Source organism: Pseudomonas sp. LBUM1641, from assembly GCF_059716235.1.
Genome location: NZ_CP166815.1, coordinates 4,060,860 through 4,078,278, shown reverse-complemented (window position 1 = coordinate 4,078,278; position 17,419 = coordinate 4,060,860). Strand labels below are relative to the sequence as shown.

Here is a 17,419-nt window from a genome sequence, read left to right as displayed (position 1 = left end):
GATGTTACATCGGTAGAATCGCCAGGTTTTTCACCGTACGCATCGAACCGGGACCGGGAACATGTCACTTCGCCTCATCGTCAGCGCCGTTTTTGCGCTGGTCGCTATTACCGCACAGGCAGAAGGTCCCGCTCCGGCGATCTCTTATACCCGTGATATTCAGCCGATCTTCACCGAGAAGTGTGTGGCCTGCCACGCCTGCTATGACTCGGCCTGCCAGCTAAACCTCGGCAGTGCTGAAGGCGCCGCACGTGGCGCGACCAAAGTGCCGGTGTACGACGGCGAACGCAGCCAGGCCAGCCAGCCCACCCGTTTGTTCTATGACGCCTTCGGCAAGGCCGCGTGGCAGCAGAAGGGTTTCTACTCGGTACTGGACGCCCAGGGCAGCCAGGCCGCACTGATGGCGCGCATGCTGGAGTTGGGGCATAACGCACCGTTGCAGCCCAATGCCAAGCTGCCTGACGACATCGTGCTGGGCCTGAACCGCGAAAACACCTGCCCGATGCCGGGGGAGTTCAACGCCTACGCAGGTAGTCATCCCAAGGAAGGCATGCCCCTGGCGGTCACCGGCCTGACCGACCAGCAGTACCAAACCTTGCAGCGCTGGCTGGCCTCGGGTGCACCGATCGACGAACAAGGCCTGGCCCCGAGTGCCAAGGAAGCCCTGCAAGTGCAGCAATGGGAAAACCTGTTCAACCAGCCCGGCGCCCGGGAAAGCCTGGTGGCGCGCTGGTTGTTCGAGCACCTGTTCCTCGCCCACATCTACTTTCAAGGTGGCGAGCCGGGGCATTTCTTCCAGTGGGTGCGTTCGCGCACCCCGAGCGGGCAGCCGATCGACCTGATAAACACCCGTCGCCCCAACGACGACCCGGGCACCCAGGTGTACTACCGCCTGTGGCCGGTGCAGGGTGTGATCGTGCACAAAACCCACATCAGCTACCCGTTCAGCGCCGAAAAAATGGCCCGCATCAAGTCGCTGTTCTACACCGATGACTGGCAGGTGAACGCCTTGCCGGGCTACGGGCCGGGCCGGCGGGCCAACCCGTTCGAGACTTTCGAGGCGATTCCGGTCAAGGCGCGCTACCAGTTCATGCTGGATAACGCCGAATACTTCGTACGCACCTTCATTCGTGGGCCGGTATGCCGGGGCCAAATCGCCACGGACGTAATCCGCGACAACTTCTGGACCCTGTTCCAGGACCCTGACCACGACCTGTACATCACCGATGCCCGCTACCGCGGCCAGGCCACGCCGTTGCTGGCGATGCCGGGGCAGATTGACGATGTGGGCAGCGTGCTCAGCCTGTGGCTTAAATACCGTGACAAGCGCAACGAATACGAAGCGCTGCGCCGAGACAGCTATGCCGACCTGCCACCGCCGAGCTGGGCGTCCCTGTGGGCGGGCAACGATAACGCCTTGCTGAGCATCTTCCGCCACTTCGACAGCGCCTCGGTGACCAAGGGCTTGATCGGCGAAGTGCCGCAAACGATGTGGCTGTTCGACTACCCGCTGCTGGAGCGCACCTATTACCAGCTGGCGGTGAATTTCGATGTATTCGGCAACGTCTCCCATCAGGCCCAGACGCGCTTGTATTTCGACCTGATCCGCAACGGCGCCGAGCAGAACTTCCTGCGTTTGATGCCGGCGGACTCGCGGGATGATTTCCTCGACGATTGGTACCAGAACAGCGGCAAGGTCAAGCTGTGGATGGACTATGAAGCCATTGACGATGACAAGCCCACTGGCCTGACCCTCGATGAAAAAGACCCCAAGCGCGACTTCGCCAACCAGTTGCTGGTCCGTTACGGCGACCTGAACGCCAGCCCGGACCCGATTAACCGTTGCATCAGCGCTTATTGCTCGCGTCCCGGCATCGACTCGGCGCTGCAGGACGCCGAACAGGCCCTGAGCCGCCTGACCAATCGCCCGGCGGCGGGGCTCAAGGTGATCGACCAGTTGCCGGAAGCGACCATGCTGCGCATCGAAACCCGCAGCGGCAAACGTGAGATCTACAGCCTGCTGCGCAACCGCGCCCACAGCAACGTGGCCTTCATGCTCGGTGAGGCTTATCGCTATCAGCCCGGCCTGGACACCGTGACCCTCTATCCCGGGGTGCTGAGCAGCTATCCGAACTTCATGTTCAACATTCCGGCGCAGCAGGTACCGGAGTTTGTCGCCGCCATGGAGAATGCCAAGGACGCCAATCGCTTCGAGAAGATTGTCGACCGTTGGGGCATTCGCCGCAGCCATCCGCAGTTCTGGCAGTACTTCCACGACCTGTCGCAGTACCTCCACGAAACCACGCCGCTGGAAGAGGGCGTTCTGGACATGAACCGCTACGAGAATCTTTGATCGACCTTTGACCGTCGACGGCTGTCCCAAGCCAGAGGCACCTGAATAATCGGTGTCGATGGTTGGGAGAGCGGGTCGACGATGTTGATTTCAGTACAGGCACTGCGCGCCCTGGCGGCCTGGACCGTGGTGGGTCATCACTTCATGCAGATTTTCTTTGGCTTCCAGGCCGACTCGGCGCTGGGGCACCTGTTTGTCGACAAGGGCGCGGCGGGCGTGGACGTGTTCTTCGTCATCAGCGGCCTGGTGATCTTCCTCTCCACCGAGAACAAACAGCTGCCGCCCTGGCGATTCCTGCTGTATCGCCTGCTGCGGATCGTCCCGGCGTACTGGTTCTACACGGTGCTGATGGCGCTGCTGGTGGTGTTTGCCCGGCCGGTGTTGCCGGACCAGAGCGTCGATGCCGCTCATGTGTTGATGTCATTGCTGTTTATACCTTCCGAAAATCCCGGTGGTTATGGCGTGTACCCGACCTTGAATGTCGGCTGGACCCTGAACTACGAAATGCTCTTCTACGTGCTGTTTGCCTGGGCGCTGCTGTTTCGCCGGCAGTGGCGGGTGCTGGTGGTGGGCGCGTTGTTGTTCGCGGTGTGCCAAGCGTGGACGTCGTTTGGCTGGATCAGCGATTTCTATCGTTCGGACATCGTGTACGAGTTCTTGCTGGGGATTGGCATCGGCATGCTGTACCGCAAGGGCTGGATTCGCCCCGGCCTGTGGCTGCCGCTGGCGGGTATTGCCGGCGTGTTGCTGGCGATTTATCACTGGCCGGCATCGCCACGGGCCCTGACCTGGGGCTTGCCGAGCGCGGTGCTGGTGGTGGCCTGTATTTCGATGGAGCGCTATTTCGAGCGCAGCCGACTGCTCAAGGTGATGGGGGATTGTTCCTACTCGGTCTATTTGATGCACGTGCTGGTGCTGTCGGCCGGTGGTTTTGTCGCCCAGCGTTACGGGGTTAACGCCTACGTGATGCTCGGTATGTGTGTGGTGCTGATCGCCCTTGGGTCGCTGGCCAGCTATCACTGGTTGGAAAAGGGCAGTTATCGTCGGCTCAAAGGCTGGTTTGATCGCGACGAACGGTTGATGCTTTCCCGACAAAAATACTAGGACTTTGTACCTCGGTAATAATTTGGCGTAAACTGCCGGCAAGCCTGCGAGGAGTTTCCATGACCGCCATAACCATTACCGACGCCGCCCACGATTACCTGGCTGATCTGCTGTCGAAGCAGAACACCCCGGGCATCGGGATCCGCGTCTTTATCACCCAGCCCGGCACCCAGTACGCAGAGACGTGCATTGCCTACTGCAAGCCGGGAGAAGAAAAACCTGAAGATACGGCGTTGGGGCTGAAAAGCTTCACGGCGTATATCGATGCGTTCAGCGAAGCGTTCCTTGACGATGCGGTGGTTGATTACGCCACTGATCGCATGGGTGGCCAACTGACCATCAAGGCGCCGAACGCCAAGGTGCCGAACGTTAATGCGGATAGCCCGATTAACGAGCGCATCAACTATTACCTGCAGACCGAGATTAATCCCGGGCTGGCCAGCCACGGTGGTCAGGTGAGCCTGATTGATGTGGTTGATGATGGTATTGCTGTGTTGAAGTTTGGTGGCGGTTGCCAGGGCTGTGGCCAGGCGGACGTGACCTTGCGTGAGGGTATTGAGCGTACGCTGCTTGAGCGGGTTCCGGAGCTCAAGGGTGTGCGGGATGTGACTGACCATACGCAGAAAGAAAACGCCTACTACTAAGGGTGTTCGCTGCGGATGTGGAAAAACGGCGCCTCGTGAGCGCCGTTTTTTTTGCTTTTTATTCAGTGGGTTGCGTGGTGTTTGTGAGGTTTTAGGTTAGTTGCATTGTGTACATATCCGTTGCTGCGGTAACGGCTGCTTATGGTTCCGCTCTTACAGCGGGTCACTTTTGGCAAACGCCCGGAATGCCGGCCCAGCCAAAAGTAACCAAAAGGTCTTTGCCCCACCACTCGGTGCCTCGCTTAGGCTCGGCATGCCCGCACTCCGGCTCGGCTCCGCGGGCCGCCGCGACGGGCCATCCATGGCCCGGCGCGGCTAAATCGGCTTCCCTGCCGATTTACCCGCTCCACCGTGCCTGCTTGCGGCCATCGTGGTTGACGGGGCCCGCAGATCAAGATCAAAAGCAGATCAAAAGCAAGAGCACAGAGGCCTACCGGCCGGCTTGAGTGTTAAAAGCAAAAACAAAGCTGCTTTCCTGTAGGAGCGAGCTTGCTCGCGAAAACCTGAGACCGCCGCGTTGAATCAGGATGCCCACATCATCGTTAACGACCTTCGCGAGCAAGCCCGCTCCCACATTTGGACCGTGCCCGCTTTAGCTTTTGATTCTGCTGTTGCTGTTGCTTCACCACACTCAAGCCGGCCTGTAGGCCGCTGTGCTGTTGATCTGCTTTTGATCTTGATCTTAGGCGCCCCGTTAAACCACGCTGGCCGAACGCAGGCAGTACGGAGCGGGTAAACCGGCAGGACGCCGGTTTAGCCGCGACGGGGCAGGGACGCCCCGTCGCGGTGGCCCGCTTCGTGCTGCCGGAGTGAGGGCACACCGAGCCCAAGCGAGGTGCCGAGTGGTGGGGCAAGAGCGTTTTGCTTACTTTTGCGCTGTTCAAAAGTGAGCCGCTGTAAGAGCGGAACCATAGGCGGCCGTTACAAAAATAACGGATATGCCCACCAACCCCCTCAGGGCCGATACAAATGCGCATGCCCCGCGCGATACAACGACGACTCACTAAAACTGTCACTGGCCAAAACCCGACCCACCACAATCAACGCCGTACGCCGAAACCCCTTGGCCGCCACTTTCCCGGCAATATCCGCCAGCGTACCAATGGCCCAATCCTGATCCGGCCAGGTCGCCCGATGCACCACCGCAATCGGACAATCCTCCCCATAGTGAGGCACCAACTCAGCCACGATCTTCTCCAGATGATTCACCCCCAGATGAATCGCCATGGTCGTCCCATGCTGCGCCAAACTACTGAACGCCTCACCCTCAGGCATCGCCGTCTTATCCGCATACCGCGTCAAAATCACACTCTGCGCGATGTCCGGCAACGTCAGCTCAGCCTCCAACAACGCCGCACACGCCGCCACCGCCGTAACCCCGGGAATGATCTGAAACCCAATCCCCAGCTCCCGCAACAGCCGAATCTGCTCCCCAATCGCCCCGTACAAACTCGGATCCCCGGAATGCACCCGCGCCACATCCTGGCCTTTCTCATGGGCCGTCTTGATCAACCCAATGATCTGCTCCAGATGCAGCTCCGCACTGTTAACCACCAGCTCCGCCTGATGCCCCTCAAGCACCGCCGCTGGCACCAGCGAACCCGCATAGATGATCACCGGGCAACTGCGAATCAGCCGCTGCCCCTTGACGGTGATCAGTTCCGGGTCACCTGGACCGGCGCCGATGAAAAAGACAGTCATGGATTCATTCCTGTGAAAAAAGCACGCGAGCAGCCCTCCAGATGAAGATTGCTCATGATCAAAGCTGACGATTATCGGGAATTCAGCCGGCGCAAGCCAATGCAAAGGTGGCCTGGGCGGTTTTTTTGCGGGCGATCAGCAGAGTAGCAGGGCGTTGGGACAGGTGTTCTGCCAGGGCCAAGGCGGCACTTTCAGCGATGCCATAGCAGCCGGTGTGCGCAAAAACAGTTTCTGATTTATGGCTCAATTGACCTTCATAAGACACCAGTTGCCCCGCACTGAAAAACGTCAGCGGCAGCTTCAGCGCCAGGGCCAATTCCAGCAGCCCCGGCTCATCCTCTTTGCGATCAATACTGGCCAGCGCAGTGATGCGCTGGCGCTCAATGCCACCCTCGGCGAGGGCGGCATTGAACAGGTCAAGCAGGGCGTCGACAGAACACCCCCGCTGGCACCCCAGGCCAACCGCCAGGATCATGCCGAATACTGACCATCACGGTTACGGCGAAACAACCAGGCACTGATCAGCCCCAGCGCCAGCCAGAAGGCAACGTTGGTCAACTGCGAGGCAATCTTGAACTGAGCTTCCAGGGCTTCCGGCGCCAGCATCGAGTGGACTTCCGGCTGTGGTGCGCCAATCACATGAGGCACCGCCAGGATCGCCACGCCCAGGACTTTCAGCAGCCAGTTGCGACCGAATACGATCAGCGCGATACCGGCAGCGGTGGAGCCGGCGGTGCCGATCCACCAGATTTGCCGTTGCGCCAGGTCTGCAGCCGCAGTGCCCGGCAATTCAGGCGGCAAGCCCAGGGTCGGCGCCAACACAAAGGTGGCGTAACCGGCCAGGCCCCACAGCAGGCCTTGGGCCGTGCGGGTCGGTGCACGCAAGGTGTACAGGCCGGCAAGCATCAGGGCAAAACCCACGGCAACCACCAGGTTACCGCCCGTGGTCGACAGCACACGCTGCCAGCCATCTTCCGGCTCCCAGGCTTCGGCGTCGTGGCTGTGGGCCGCAGCGCCGGTATGCTCATGCACTTCGGTGGCCACGGGGGCCTTTTCGAAGGTTTCCGCCTGCAGAATCAGTGGGGCAACCCAGAAGCTTTGCAGCAAGGTCAGCAGCAAGGCGGCCAGAAGACCGGTGAAACCTGCGGTTTTGGCAATACGCTTGATCATGTCGGCAGGTCTCAGTGGCACGGGAACGCGGCGCTGTGGCGGGTATCGTGGGCGGCGTTGTGCACCGCTTCGATGTGCGAGAAACCGGCGAAATACACCAGGCACGCGCCGAGGATCGACGCGCCGATGGCGGCGGTCAGGCGTTGGCTCAGGGTGGCAGTGGTGCTGGCGGTAGAGGCGGTGCTGCTGATGATCGACATGGCGCGTCCCTTCAGGGTTCAGGGTGCACGAGCGCATGAAAACCCCGCGAGCCAGGCACGCAGGGTTCTGAACAGCGCCCGCCCACCGCGGGTTTGTTATCTGATTTTTTCGGGCCGGTCTCCGGGCTTGCGAGGGGCCTGGGCCTTGAAAGCATCACCTTCCCATGCCCTGGAGGCACAGTGGATTTGACGCTTCACTCGCTTACCGTTGCGGGGGCAGCACCGGACTCGTCACGCCCTTGAGTAAAGGAACATGACTCACCGGTTTCCCGTTTCACCCTGTGAAGGGCACCCGAAACAAGATGTGTAGGAGAGCATGGGCGGGCGATGGGCGTCAAATCGCCGCGTTAACCCCAGCGTTTGAACAACACACTGGCATTCACGCCACCAAAGCCAAATCCATTGGATATCGCGTATTCAATCGGTAACGGCCGGGCTTGGCCTCGGACCATATCCAGCCCTTCGGCAGCGGGGTCCGGGTTGTCCAGGTTGAGGGTGGCCGGGGCAATCTGGTCGCGCAGGGCGAGCACAGTGAAGATCGCCTCGATCCCGCCCGCGGCGCCCAACAGATGGCCGGTCGCCGACTTGGTGGCGCTGATCGCGACGCTGGCATTTGCACCGAACAGCGTATTGATCGCCGCCAGCTCGCCGTTGTCACCTACGGGGGTCGACGTGGCATGGGCGTTCAAGTGCTGGATCTGTGCGGCGCTGATCCCTGCTTGCGCAATCGCGATCTCCATCGCCCGGCGCGCACCTGAGCCATCTTCCGGTCCCGATGTCATGTGATACGCATCAGCACTGGTGCCATAGCCCACCAGTTCCGCGATGGGCGTGGCGCCGCGAGCCAGCGCATGTTCCAGCTCCTCGATGACCAACAGCCCGGCACCTTCGCCCATCACAAACCCATCGCGGCCTTGATCGAACGGGCGCGAAGCCAGTGCCGGCGTGTCGTTGTAATCGCTGGACAGCGCACGCGCCGCCGCGAAACCGCCGAGGCTGACCCGGTGGATGCAGGCTTCAGCGCCGCCACACACGGCGATGTCGATTTCGCCAGCGCGGATCATCCGAGCGGCATCACCAATGGCCTGTACGCCGGCGGCGCACGCGGTGACAGGCGAGCCCAGCGGGCCTTTCAGTTGATGCTGGATCGACACATGCCCGGCCGCCATATTGCCGAGGAATGACGGAATCGTGAACGGCGACAGGCGCCGTGGCCCTTTGCTGTCAGCGGTGCGCACGGCTTCTGCAATCGCCGGGAACCCCCCCACGCCGGAAGCGATAATGGTCGCGGTACGTTCCTGCTGCGCTGCCGTTTGCGGACGCCAGCCGGCCTGCGCCAGGGCTTCCTGGGCGGCGGCCAGGGCAAACACGATAAATCGGTCCATCTTGCGCTGTTCTTTCGCCGGGATGACAGTGTCCGGGTCAAAGCCGGCTTCAGGGTCCTGGTTGCGGTCCAACACCTGGCCGCCGATGCTGATTGCCAGGTCGCCGACCAATGCCTCGGGCAGCCTGCGGATCCCGGATTCACCTGCCAACAAACGTTTCCAGGTCTGTTCCACGCCGGTTCCCAGCGGGGTCACTGCGCCCATGCCGGTCACAACAATTCGCTTACTCATGATCGCTTAGCTCCGCAAATTTCAGGTTGGTAGCACTGCATGGACGAAGCTATCATTATGAAAGTAACATTCGATAGCTTAAATTTCCGGGGCCGCCCCACAGAGGAACTGCAATGCAACGTAAGTCGCTGGTGAACGCCGAATGCCCGGTAGCCCGTGGAGTGGAAAGGGTAGGCGAGTGGTGGAGCATCCTGATCATGCGCGACGCGCTGCAAGGCTTGCGGCGCTTTGACGAGTTCTCCCAAAGCCTGGAGATTGCCCCGAACATGCTCACGCGCCGGCTCAACAGCCTGGTGGAAGCGGGGCTGCTGGAGCGCCGCCAATACAGCGAGCGGCCGCCACGTTTCGAGTACGTGCCGACGCCGGTCGGCGAGGATTTCCGGGTAGTGATCATGGCGTTCATCGGCTGGGGCAATCGCCACTTCGCTACCGAAGGTGAAAGCCTGCAGTTGGTCGACCGCAAAACCCGGCGCCCGGTGGAAGTGGCGGTGGTGGATGCCGACGGCGCGCGCGTGTCCGTCGAGCAGTGCAGCGTTCAAGCTGGGCCTGCCGCCAGCGACGGCATGCTGGAGCGCCTGGCGCTGCTTCGCGCCAAACGCTCGGACATTGACCCGTCCCCGCGCACTGCGTAGCCTTGCACCTTCGAGGTTCTTCGGCCCAGGCCGAAGCTAAGAAGGGAACGCGGTCAATGCCGCGGCTGCCCCCGCAACTGTAAAGGGTTTATCTGACTGCCACGCCACTGCCTGAACAAGGCGGGAAGGCGCAGCCAGCGCCGGCCTCACCGCCGGCAAGCCCCAAGCCAGGAGACCTGCCTCGCAACCGATTTTCTACTTCAACCGGGCGGGGTGATCCGGTGGCGAATTCTGCTTCTGCGCACCCGCGCAGGGCCACTCGTCCCGTATGCCCGCCCCAAAGGGCATCCGATGAAAACACTGGCCAAACTCCCCGTCACCATCGTTACCGGCTTCCTCGGCTCGGGCAAGACCACCTTGCTGCGTCACATGCTGGACAACGCCCAGGGGCGCCGCATCGCGGTGATCGTCAACGAGTTCGGCGAGCTAGGCATTGACGGTGAAATCCTCAAGCAATGCTCCATCGGCTGCACCGAAGAAGAAGCCAACGGCCGCGTCTACGAATTGGCCAATGGCTGCCTGTGCTGCACGGTCCAGGAAGAGTTCTTCCCTGTCATGCGTGAACTGGTGGCCCGCCGCGGCGACCTCGACCATATCCTGATCGAAACCTCGGGCCTGGCCCTGCCAAAACCCTTGGTTCAGGCGTTCCAGTGGCCGGAAATCCGCAGCGCCTGCACCGTTGACGCCGTGATCACCGTGGTCGACAGTCCAGCCGTGGCCGCTGGCACTTTCGCGGCCTTCCCGGACCAGGTCGACGCCCAGCGCAAACTCGACCCGAACCTGGACCACGAATCGCCGCTGCACGAGCTGTTCGCCGACCAACTGGCCAGCGCCGACCTGGTGATCCTCAACAAGTCCGACCTGATCAGCCCTGAAGACCTGGCCCGCGTGCGCCTGGAAGTGGCAGAAGAGCTGCCGCCAGCGGTCAAAATCATCGAAGCCAGCAGCGGTCGCCTGCCGCTGGAAGTGTTGATCGGCCTGGGCGCGGGCTCCGAAGAACACATCGACGGTCGCCACAGCCATCACGATCATCACCACGAAGGTGAAGACGACCACGATCACGATGCTTTCGACTCCATCTCCATCGAACTGCCCCAGGCCGACGAAAGCCTGCTGCTGGACGCCCTGACCCAACTGGTGGTCAAGCACGGCATCCTGCGGGTCAAGGGTTTCGCCGCGATCCCGAACAAACCGATGCGCCTGCTGATCCAGGGCGTGGGCACGCGTTTCGACAAGCACTTCGACCGCGCTTGGCGCGCCGATGAGCCGCGCGCCACGCACCTGGTGCTGATCGGCCAGGAACTGGACGCCGCCTTGCTCGAAGCGCAACTGCGCGCCGCCCTCAGCGTTTAACCCATGCACCTGCTCAGGACCCAGCCCGGCGGTTTCGTTTCGGATGACAACATCGCCGACCTTGGACAGACTCCCGCCGAGCTGGTGATCCTGTGCAGCGGTGATTCCAGCCTGGCGCTGCTGGCCGAAGCGGCCCAGCAGCTGCCCGAGGATTACCCGAGCCTGCGCCTGGCCAACCCGATGCAGGTGCAGAACCATGCTTCGGTCGACCTGTATGTGGATGAGGTACTGCGCCACGCCAAGGTCATCCTGATTTCGCTGCACGGCGGCATCGGTTATTGGCGCTACGGTATCGAGCGCCTGGTGGAGTTGGCCGAGCGCGGTGTGCAACTGATTCTGGTGCCGGGGGACGACCGCCCGGACCCGGAACTCAGCGGCCTCAGCACCGTGGGTGCCGAGGCGCGTGACCGGCTCTGGCACTTCCTGCGCCAGGGCGGCTTGGGTAATGCGCTGGATTTCTATCGTTGCCTGGCGGCCAGCTACCTTGGCCGAGATTACGCCTGGGACGAGCCGCAAACCCTGCCGCGTACGGCGATTTATCACCCGCACAAAGCCAACGCCCGCCTCAACGATTGGCAGGCTGACTGGCAACCTGAATGTCCGGTGGCGGCGGTGCTGTTCTACCGCTCCCATTTGCAGGCGGCCAACACCGGCTTTATCGATGTTTTTTGCCAACGCTTGCAGGCCGCGGGTCTTAATCCGTTGCCGATGGCGGTGGCCAGTTTGAAAGAACCTGGCTGCCTGACGGTGGTCGAGGACTTGCTGGACGAGGTGCACGCCGCGGTGATTCTGAACACCACCGGCTTTGCCCAATCCAGCCCCGAAGCGCCGCACCTGCGGCCGTTTCGCCGCAATATTCCGGTGATCCAGGCGATTTGTGCCCAGGACAACGAGCCCGGCTGGCAGGCCAGCGAGCAAGGCCTCGGCCCACGTGACCTGGCGATGCACATCGCGTTGCCGGAGCTGGACGGGCGCATCATCAGCCGGCCCATCAGCTTCAAGGACCTGGCCTGGCGCAGCGAGCGCAGCCAGTCGGATGTGGTGTGCTATCGCGCGCAGCCGGAACGCATGGACTTCGTTGCCGAACTGGCGCGGCGTTGGGTGGAACTGGCGCGGGTACCGAATGGCGAAAAACGCATCGCGCTGATCCTCGCCAACTACCCGACCCGGGACGGGCGTATCGGCAATGGTGTGGGGCTCGACACGCCAGCCGCTGCGCTGAACATCTTGCGCGCATTAAAGACTGAGGGTTATCCGCTGCCGGACGTCCTGCCGGAAAGCGGCACGGCGCTGATTCATGAGCTGTTGGGCGGTGTCAGCAACGACCTGGACAGCCTCGACCTGCGTCCCTGTCACCAAAGCCTGGCGCTCGACGACTACGAAGCGATGTTCAATCGCTTGCCCGAATCCAATCGCCAGGCCGTATTCGCACGTTGGGGGGCGCCCCACACCGATCCGATGTTCCGCGACGGCCGCATGATGATCGCCGGCCTGCGTTTCGGCCTGACCTTCGTGGGCATCCAGCCGGCCCGGGGTTACCAAGTCGACGCCAGTGCGGTCTACCACGACCCGGACCTGGTGCCGCCCCATGGTTACCTGGCGTTCTACTTCTGGTTGCGCCAGACCTACGGCGCTCATGGTGTGATCCACGTTGGCAAGCACGGCAACCTGGAGTGGCTGCCGGGCAAGGGTGTCGGGCTTTCTGAAAACTGCTGGCCGGACGCATTGCTGGGGCCGCTGCCGAATATCTACCCGTTTATCGTCAACGACCCGGGCGAGGGCGCCCAGGCCAAGCGTCGCACCCAGGCGGTGATCATCGATCACCTGATGCCGCCGCTGACCCGCGCCGAAACCTACGGGCCGTTGCGCGACCTGGAGCTGCTGGCCGACGAGTATTACGAAGCACAACTGCTCGACCCACGACGTGCCCGCGAGCTGCAAAAGGACATCCTCAAGCTGGTGCGGGAAACCCGTATCGACCAGGAACTGGCCCTGGACGAAAACCTCAACAGCGATGCCGACGCGGCGATCTGGCTGCCGCGCCTGGACACTTACCTGTGTGACTTGAAGGAGTCGCAGATCCGCGATGGCCTGCACATCTTTGGTGAGTCGCCCGAGGGCCGGTTGCGCATCGACACCTTGCTGGCCTTGCTGCGCATTCCGCGTGGCGATGGTCGTGGGCCGCAATCGAGTCTGCTGCGGGTATTGGCCAAGGCTTTCGAACTGGGCTTCGACCCGCTGGACTGTGCCCTGGCCGAGCCGTGGACCGGGCGTCGTCCATTGGTGTTGCAGGATATCGACCCGCAATTGTGGCGTACCGCCGGCGACACCCGTGAACGCCTGGAGTTGTATGCCGCACGCCTGATCGAGCAGGCGCTGGAAGGTGCGGTGGAACAGCTTGAAGAACCCGGCTGGGAAGACGTCAAGTCGGTGATCGAGAGCCTGCGCATCGTCGTCGCGCCGCGCCTGGATGCTTGCGGCCCGGCGGAAATGCGCGGATTGCTGGATGCATTGAGCGGGCGCTTCGTGCCAGCCGGGCCCAGCGGCGCGCCGAGCCGTGGCCGCCTGGACGTGTTGCCTACCGGTCGTAACTTTTTCTCGGTGGATGTGCGCAACCTGCCAACCACCACTGCCTGGCGTATCGGCTTCCAATCGGCGAACCTGATTCTTGAGCGTCACCTGCAAGACCATGGCGACCACTTGCGCCAGCTCGGCCTGTCGGTGTGGGGCACCGCCACCATGCGCACCGGCGGCGACGACATTGCCCAGGCCATGGCGCTGATGGGCGTGCGCCCGGTGTGGGCCACGGGCAGCCAGCGGGTGGATGACTTTGAAATCCTGCCGATCAGTCTACTGGACCGGCCGCGTGTCGACGTGACCCTGCGCGTGTCGGGGTTCTTCCGCGATGCGTTCGCCAACCTGATCCGCCTGTTCGACGCGGCGGTGCAAGCCGTGGCGGCGCTGGACGAGCCCGACGACCTGAACCCCCTGGCCGCCAAGGTGCGCAGCGAGCGTGAAGCGTTGCGCCTGTCGGGCCTGGACGAAGAAGCGGCGGCGAAGCAGGCCGGTTGGCGGATCTTCGGTGCCAAGCCCGGTGCCTATGGTGCCGGCGTGCAGGGCGCGATTGACGGGCGCTTGTGGCAGAGCCGCGAAGACCTGGCCGAGGTTTACCTGAACTGGGGCGGCTACGCCTATGGCGGCTCCGACGAAGGCACCGCCGCCCGCGAACAGTTTGCCCAGCGCTTGAGCCAGGTGCAGGCGGTGTTGCAGAACCAGGACAACCGCGAGCACGACTTGCTCGACTCGAATGACTACTACCAATTCCAGGGCGGCATGCTCGCCGCCGTGGAAACCCTGAGCGGCGACAAGGCCGCCAGCTATCATGGTGACCACAGCCAGCCGGACCTGCCGAAGATCCGCACGCTGAAGGAAGAGCTGAACCGGGTAATCCGTGCCCGGGCGGCCAACCCGAAGTGGATCGAAGGGGTGAAGCGCCACGGCTATAAAGGCGCGTTCGAGATGGCCGCGACCGTGGACAATCTGTTCGCGTTCGACGCCACCACGGCGCTGATCGACGATCATCAATACGCGTTGCTGGCGGACGCCTATTTGCTGGACCCGGACACCCGGGCCTTTGTGCAGCAGCACAACCCGGATGCCCTGCGGGACATGACCGAACGCATGCTCGAAGCCCAGCAGCGCGGCATGTGGCAGGAGCCCGGGGCGTACCGCGAGGCGTTGGAAAACCTGTTGTTGGATATAGAAGAAGGCAGTTGATGACCGACCTCCCGCATTTCCCGCTGTCCGCCGTTGTCGGCGCCGACGACTTGAAACTGGCCCTGTGCCTGACCGCCATCGACCCGAAAATCGGCGGCGTGCTGATTGAAGGCCCGCGCGGCATGGCCAAGTCCACCCTGGCGCGTGGCCTGGCAGACCTGCTCGCCAGCGGCCAGTTCGTCACGCTGCCGTTGGGCGCTACCGAAGAGCGTCTGGTGGGCACACTCGACCTGGACGCGGCGCTCGGCGAAGGCCGCGCACAGTTTTCCCCCGGCGTACTGGCCAAGGCCGACGGCGGCGTGCTCTACGTCGACGAAGTAAATTTACTGCCCGACCATCTGGTGGACCTGCTGCTGGACGTGGCCGCCAGCGGCACCAACCTCATCGAGCGCGACGGGATCTCTCACCGGCATTCGGCGCGCTTCGTGCTGATCGGCACCATGAACCCTGAAGAAGGCGAGTTGCGCCCGCAATTGCTCGACCGGTTTGGCTTCAACGTGGCGTTGAGCGGGAACACCCAGCCGGCCGAGCGTGGGCAGATCATCCGTCGTCGGCTGGATTTTGACAGCGACCCTCAGGGTTTCTGCGGGCAATGGGCCGACCAGCAGGCCGCGTTGCGTGAGCGCTGCACTCAGGCCCGCGCGTTGCTGGAGAGCATCCCGCTGGATGACCAGGCGCTGGCGCAGATCACCGAGCGCTGTTTTGCTGCGGGCGTCGATGGCTTGCGCGCCGACTTGGTCTGGCTGCGCGGCGCCCGTGCCCATGCCGCCTGGCGGGGTGCGCCGGCCATCGGCGAGGAAGATATCGAGGCCGTTGCGGAATTTGCCCTGCGTCACCGGCGCCAGGAGCAATCACCGCCTGCTACTCCGCCTGCAGGCAGTCAATCACCCAAGCCCAATGATTCAACAGAAGGCCAGGGCCAATGGGGCGACATGCCCGCGCCTGCGCTGGCGACGGGTGCTCGCCGGGACGTGCCCACCTGGCCAAAAAAGCCCTAGGCATCCGCCCCAGGCCTAAAGCGGGGGCGGATGCACGGCCCAAGGCGGGTCGACTGGACAAGGGCCGGCGAGGGCAGGCGCGCAGCGCGGCCGAAGGTTCGATCAACTGGCCGGGCACCCTGCTCGGCGGGCGGCCGCAGCGCCGTGAAGATCTGCTGTATCAATTGCGCAGCCGCACGCCCCACGAACTGTGGCTGGTGATCGTCGATGCGTCGGCGTCCACCCGGCGGCATCAGGCGCTGAGTGATGCCAAGGGTTTGCTGGCCCAACTGTTCGACGATGCCTATCGACAGCGGGCGCGCATGGCGTTGCTCACTGCGAGCGGACAGTCGCCAAAGTGGCAGGTGCAGGGATTAAAGGCGGCAAAAGGGCTTGGTCATTGGCTTGATGGCCTCGGTGCAGGCGGCGGCACGCCATTGTTGGCAGCGCTGAGCGAAGCGGGGCATTGGTTGTTGGCTCGTCGTAAGCGTTACCCGGTGGAGCAGCAGCGGTTGCTGGTGATCACCGATGGACGACTTAAGGATGTGGCAGGGCTGCCGCAGCTGGACTGCCCAGGATTGCTGGTGGACATCGAGCGCGGGCCGATCCGCTTGGGGCGCGCGAAAGCCTTGGCTGCCGGGCTGCAGGTGGATTATCGGCACATCGATCACCTGTAATAACCTCCCGTAAATCCGTCCGTAGCAGCGGTCGAGCTTCAGCGAGGCTGCGTCGGGCGCGACTCGGTGATGGGGGATGACTCGGCAATTGCGGTGCTGCCGACGCAGCCTCGCTGAAGCTCGACAGCTGCTACGGGGGTGCCGGGTACGTTCGGCCACAGATCGGCCACCAGGAACAGCCGTTCGGCTTCTTCCCATTCTCCCTCGCTGTTTTCCACCAGGCGCACCAGCAATTGCGCGGGCGCCATGGGGTCTAGCTCGGTTAGCCAGTCTCGCATCCGGGCCGCGTCCCAGGCCTCGTCCGCCGGGTAGTGCGCCGGTGCCAGCCACGCATGGCGGGGCAGCGGTTGCCAGCGACCGGCGGGACTCTGCTCGATAAACCGTGACCAATCGCGCTGGTGCAGCCAGCGGCCATTCAGGTGCTGCGGATGCGCGCCCACCGGCGCTTGCGCCATGCCGGGCCATGGGTAGAGCAAATACCCGCCCAGCCATAGATGCGCGTCAAATCTCTGGATATCCAACGCCGCCAGTATTTCGCGGCTTTCCGGCCGGGCGGAAATCGGCAATTGATGTTGCGCCAGATGGGCCAGCTTGCGGTCGAGCCGGTCATGACAGCCCGGGCCCAGCCATTGCGCGGTGTCCCGGCCGTCGCCGTCCTGGGGCCCGAGATACAGTTTGATCGCCAGTTCCAGATGGTGCACGCCGTCACGGTCGCGCAGCAGCATATCCAGTTCGCCCAGGGTATGCCCGGCCTGGCGGATAGGCAGGTTGGCCGCCAGCAGCTCCACGCCGGGCGCATGCTGCACGGCGAATTGCCATAGTCGTTCGTAATACAGGCCCAGCCGACGGGTACGTGCCTGGCTCAGCCAATGCAGCAAGGCGCTGCTGTCATGGTCCAGCTGGCGCAGCCAGTGTTCCAGCAAATGCGGGGCCTGCACCCAGTCGCTGCCGGTCAGCGGGTGGCGTTGCGGCCACGGTGTCTGCTCAAGCATCGGCGGGGCGAGCATCACCCACGCGAGGTCGCGCACCTCGGGGTGACGCAGTTGGCGGGGCAGGTGCTGTAAATCAGGGAACAGAGTCATGGTCCGAGCATAGCCTTTTACAGCCGGGAAGGGGGCTGAGAACCGTTGTCGTCTGGGGTTTGCGGCGACAAAGGATTTTGTGTAACGCCGGCTTTCGCCCATAATCGTTCTTTTTTGCCAGAACCCGAACCCC

Annotated in this window: 14 protein-coding genes and 2 riboswitches; of the genes, 8 read left to right on the top strand and 6 right to left on the bottom strand. The window is 62.9% G+C overall.

All coding sequences use genetic code 11. The features are described from left to right. The first annotated feature begins 61 nt into the window (after positions 1-61). The 3 genes from ACA046_RS18710 (at position 62) to nfuA (ending at position 4,101) form a co-directional block, all read left to right on the top strand. Entirely contained in the window at positions 62-2,353 is a 2,292-nt protein-coding gene (locus tag ACA046_RS18710) for a fatty acid cis/trans isomerase (RefSeq protein ID WP_497674664.1), read from the top strand. 81 nt (positions 2,354-2,434) lie between these two features. Further along, entirely contained in the window at positions 2,435-3,457 is a 1,023-nt protein-coding gene (locus tag ACA046_RS18705; protein ID WP_497674663.1) for an acyltransferase family protein, read from the top strand. A gap of 59 nt (positions 3,458-3,516) precedes the next feature. Then, entirely contained in the window at positions 3,517-4,101 is a 585-nt protein-coding gene (gene nfuA / locus ACA046_RS18700; RefSeq protein ID WP_003210817.1) for a Fe-S biogenesis protein NfuA, read from the top strand. Positions 4,102-5,055: 954 nt separating this feature from the next. On the opposite strand, the gene cobM is transcribed toward nfuA, so the two are convergent. The 5 genes from cobM to fabF form a co-directional block, all read right to left on the bottom strand. Then, a complete protein-coding gene (gene cobM, locus ACA046_RS18695; RefSeq protein WP_497674662.1) occupies positions 5,056-5,802 on the bottom strand; it encodes a precorrin-4 C(11)-methyltransferase in 747 nt (248 codons plus the stop codon). Between the two features lie 82 nt (positions 5,803-5,884). Further along, on the bottom strand, positions 5,885-6,277 hold the full coding sequence (locus tag ACA046_RS18690) for a cobalamin biosynthesis protein (RefSeq protein WP_497674661.1): 393 nt from the start codon (positions 6,275-6,277) through the stop codon (positions 5,885-5,887). Next, positions 6,274-6,972, bottom strand: coding sequence for a CbtA family protein (locus ACA046_RS18685; protein ID WP_497674660.1), 699 nt, complete (start codon positions 6,970-6,972; stop codon positions 6,274-6,276). The genes ACA046_RS18690 and ACA046_RS18685 overlap by 4 nt, the downstream gene beginning before the upstream one ends. An 11-nt stretch (positions 6,973-6,983) precedes the next feature. Beyond that, positions 6,984-7,172, bottom strand: coding sequence for a CbtB domain-containing protein (locus ACA046_RS18680; RefSeq protein WP_003217883.1), 189 nt, complete (start codon positions 7,170-7,172; stop codon positions 6,984-6,986). 95 nt (positions 7,173-7,267) lie between these two features. Further along, positions 7,268-7,483: riboswitch (cobalamin riboswitch) on the bottom strand. Positions 7,484-7,519: 36 nt separating this feature from the next. Continuing rightward, the gene (gene fabF, locus ACA046_RS18675; protein WP_459021461.1) at positions 7,520-8,788 is read right to left on the bottom strand and encodes a beta-ketoacyl-ACP synthase II; all 1,269 of its coding nucleotides are present in this window, start codon (positions 8,786-8,788) and stop codon (positions 7,520-7,522) included. A gap of 113 nt (positions 8,789-8,901) precedes the next feature. Between fabF and ACA046_RS18670 the strand changes: the two genes are divergently transcribed. From ACA046_RS18670 to ACA046_RS18650, 5 genes are all read left to right on the top strand, one after another. Then, the gene (locus ACA046_RS18670; RefSeq protein WP_497674659.1) at positions 8,902-9,420 is read left to right on the top strand and encodes a winged helix-turn-helix transcriptional regulator; all 519 of its coding nucleotides are present in this window, start codon (positions 8,902-8,904) and stop codon (positions 9,418-9,420) included. Further along, positions 9,417-9,618, top strand: a riboswitch (cobalamin riboswitch). (Overlaps the previous gene by 4 nt.) A 93-nt stretch (positions 9,619-9,711) precedes the next feature. After that, the gene (gene cobW / locus ACA046_RS18665; RefSeq protein ID WP_497674658.1) at positions 9,712-10,773 is read left to right on the top strand and encodes a cobalamin biosynthesis protein CobW; all 1,062 of its coding nucleotides are present in this window, start codon (positions 9,712-9,714) and stop codon (positions 10,771-10,773) included. 3 nt (positions 10,774-10,776) lie between these two features. Next, entirely contained in the window at positions 10,777-14,550 is a 3,774-nt protein-coding gene (gene cobN / locus ACA046_RS18660) for a cobaltochelatase subunit CobN (RefSeq protein ID WP_497674657.1), read from the top strand. Beyond that, entirely contained in the window at positions 14,550-15,548 is a 999-nt protein-coding gene (locus ACA046_RS18655) for a magnesium chelatase ATPase subunit I (RefSeq protein ID WP_497674656.1), read from the top strand. Before cobN ends, ACA046_RS18655 begins: the two co-directional genes overlap by 1 nt. A 53-nt stretch (positions 15,549-15,601) precedes the next feature. After that, on the top strand, positions 15,602-16,204 hold the full coding sequence (locus tag ACA046_RS18650) for a vWA domain-containing protein (RefSeq protein WP_497677113.1): 603 nt from the start codon (positions 15,602-15,604) through the stop codon (positions 16,202-16,204). A 38-nt stretch (positions 16,205-16,242) separates the two neighbouring features. Here ACA046_RS18650 and ACA046_RS18645 read toward each other — a convergent pair whose 3' ends face one another. Next, the gene (locus ACA046_RS18645) at positions 16,243-17,286 is read right to left on the bottom strand and encodes a DUF1853 family protein (RefSeq protein ID WP_497674655.1); all 1,044 of its coding nucleotides are present in this window, start codon (positions 17,284-17,286) and stop codon (positions 16,243-16,245) included. Positions 17,287-17,419 lie beyond the last annotated feature (133 nt).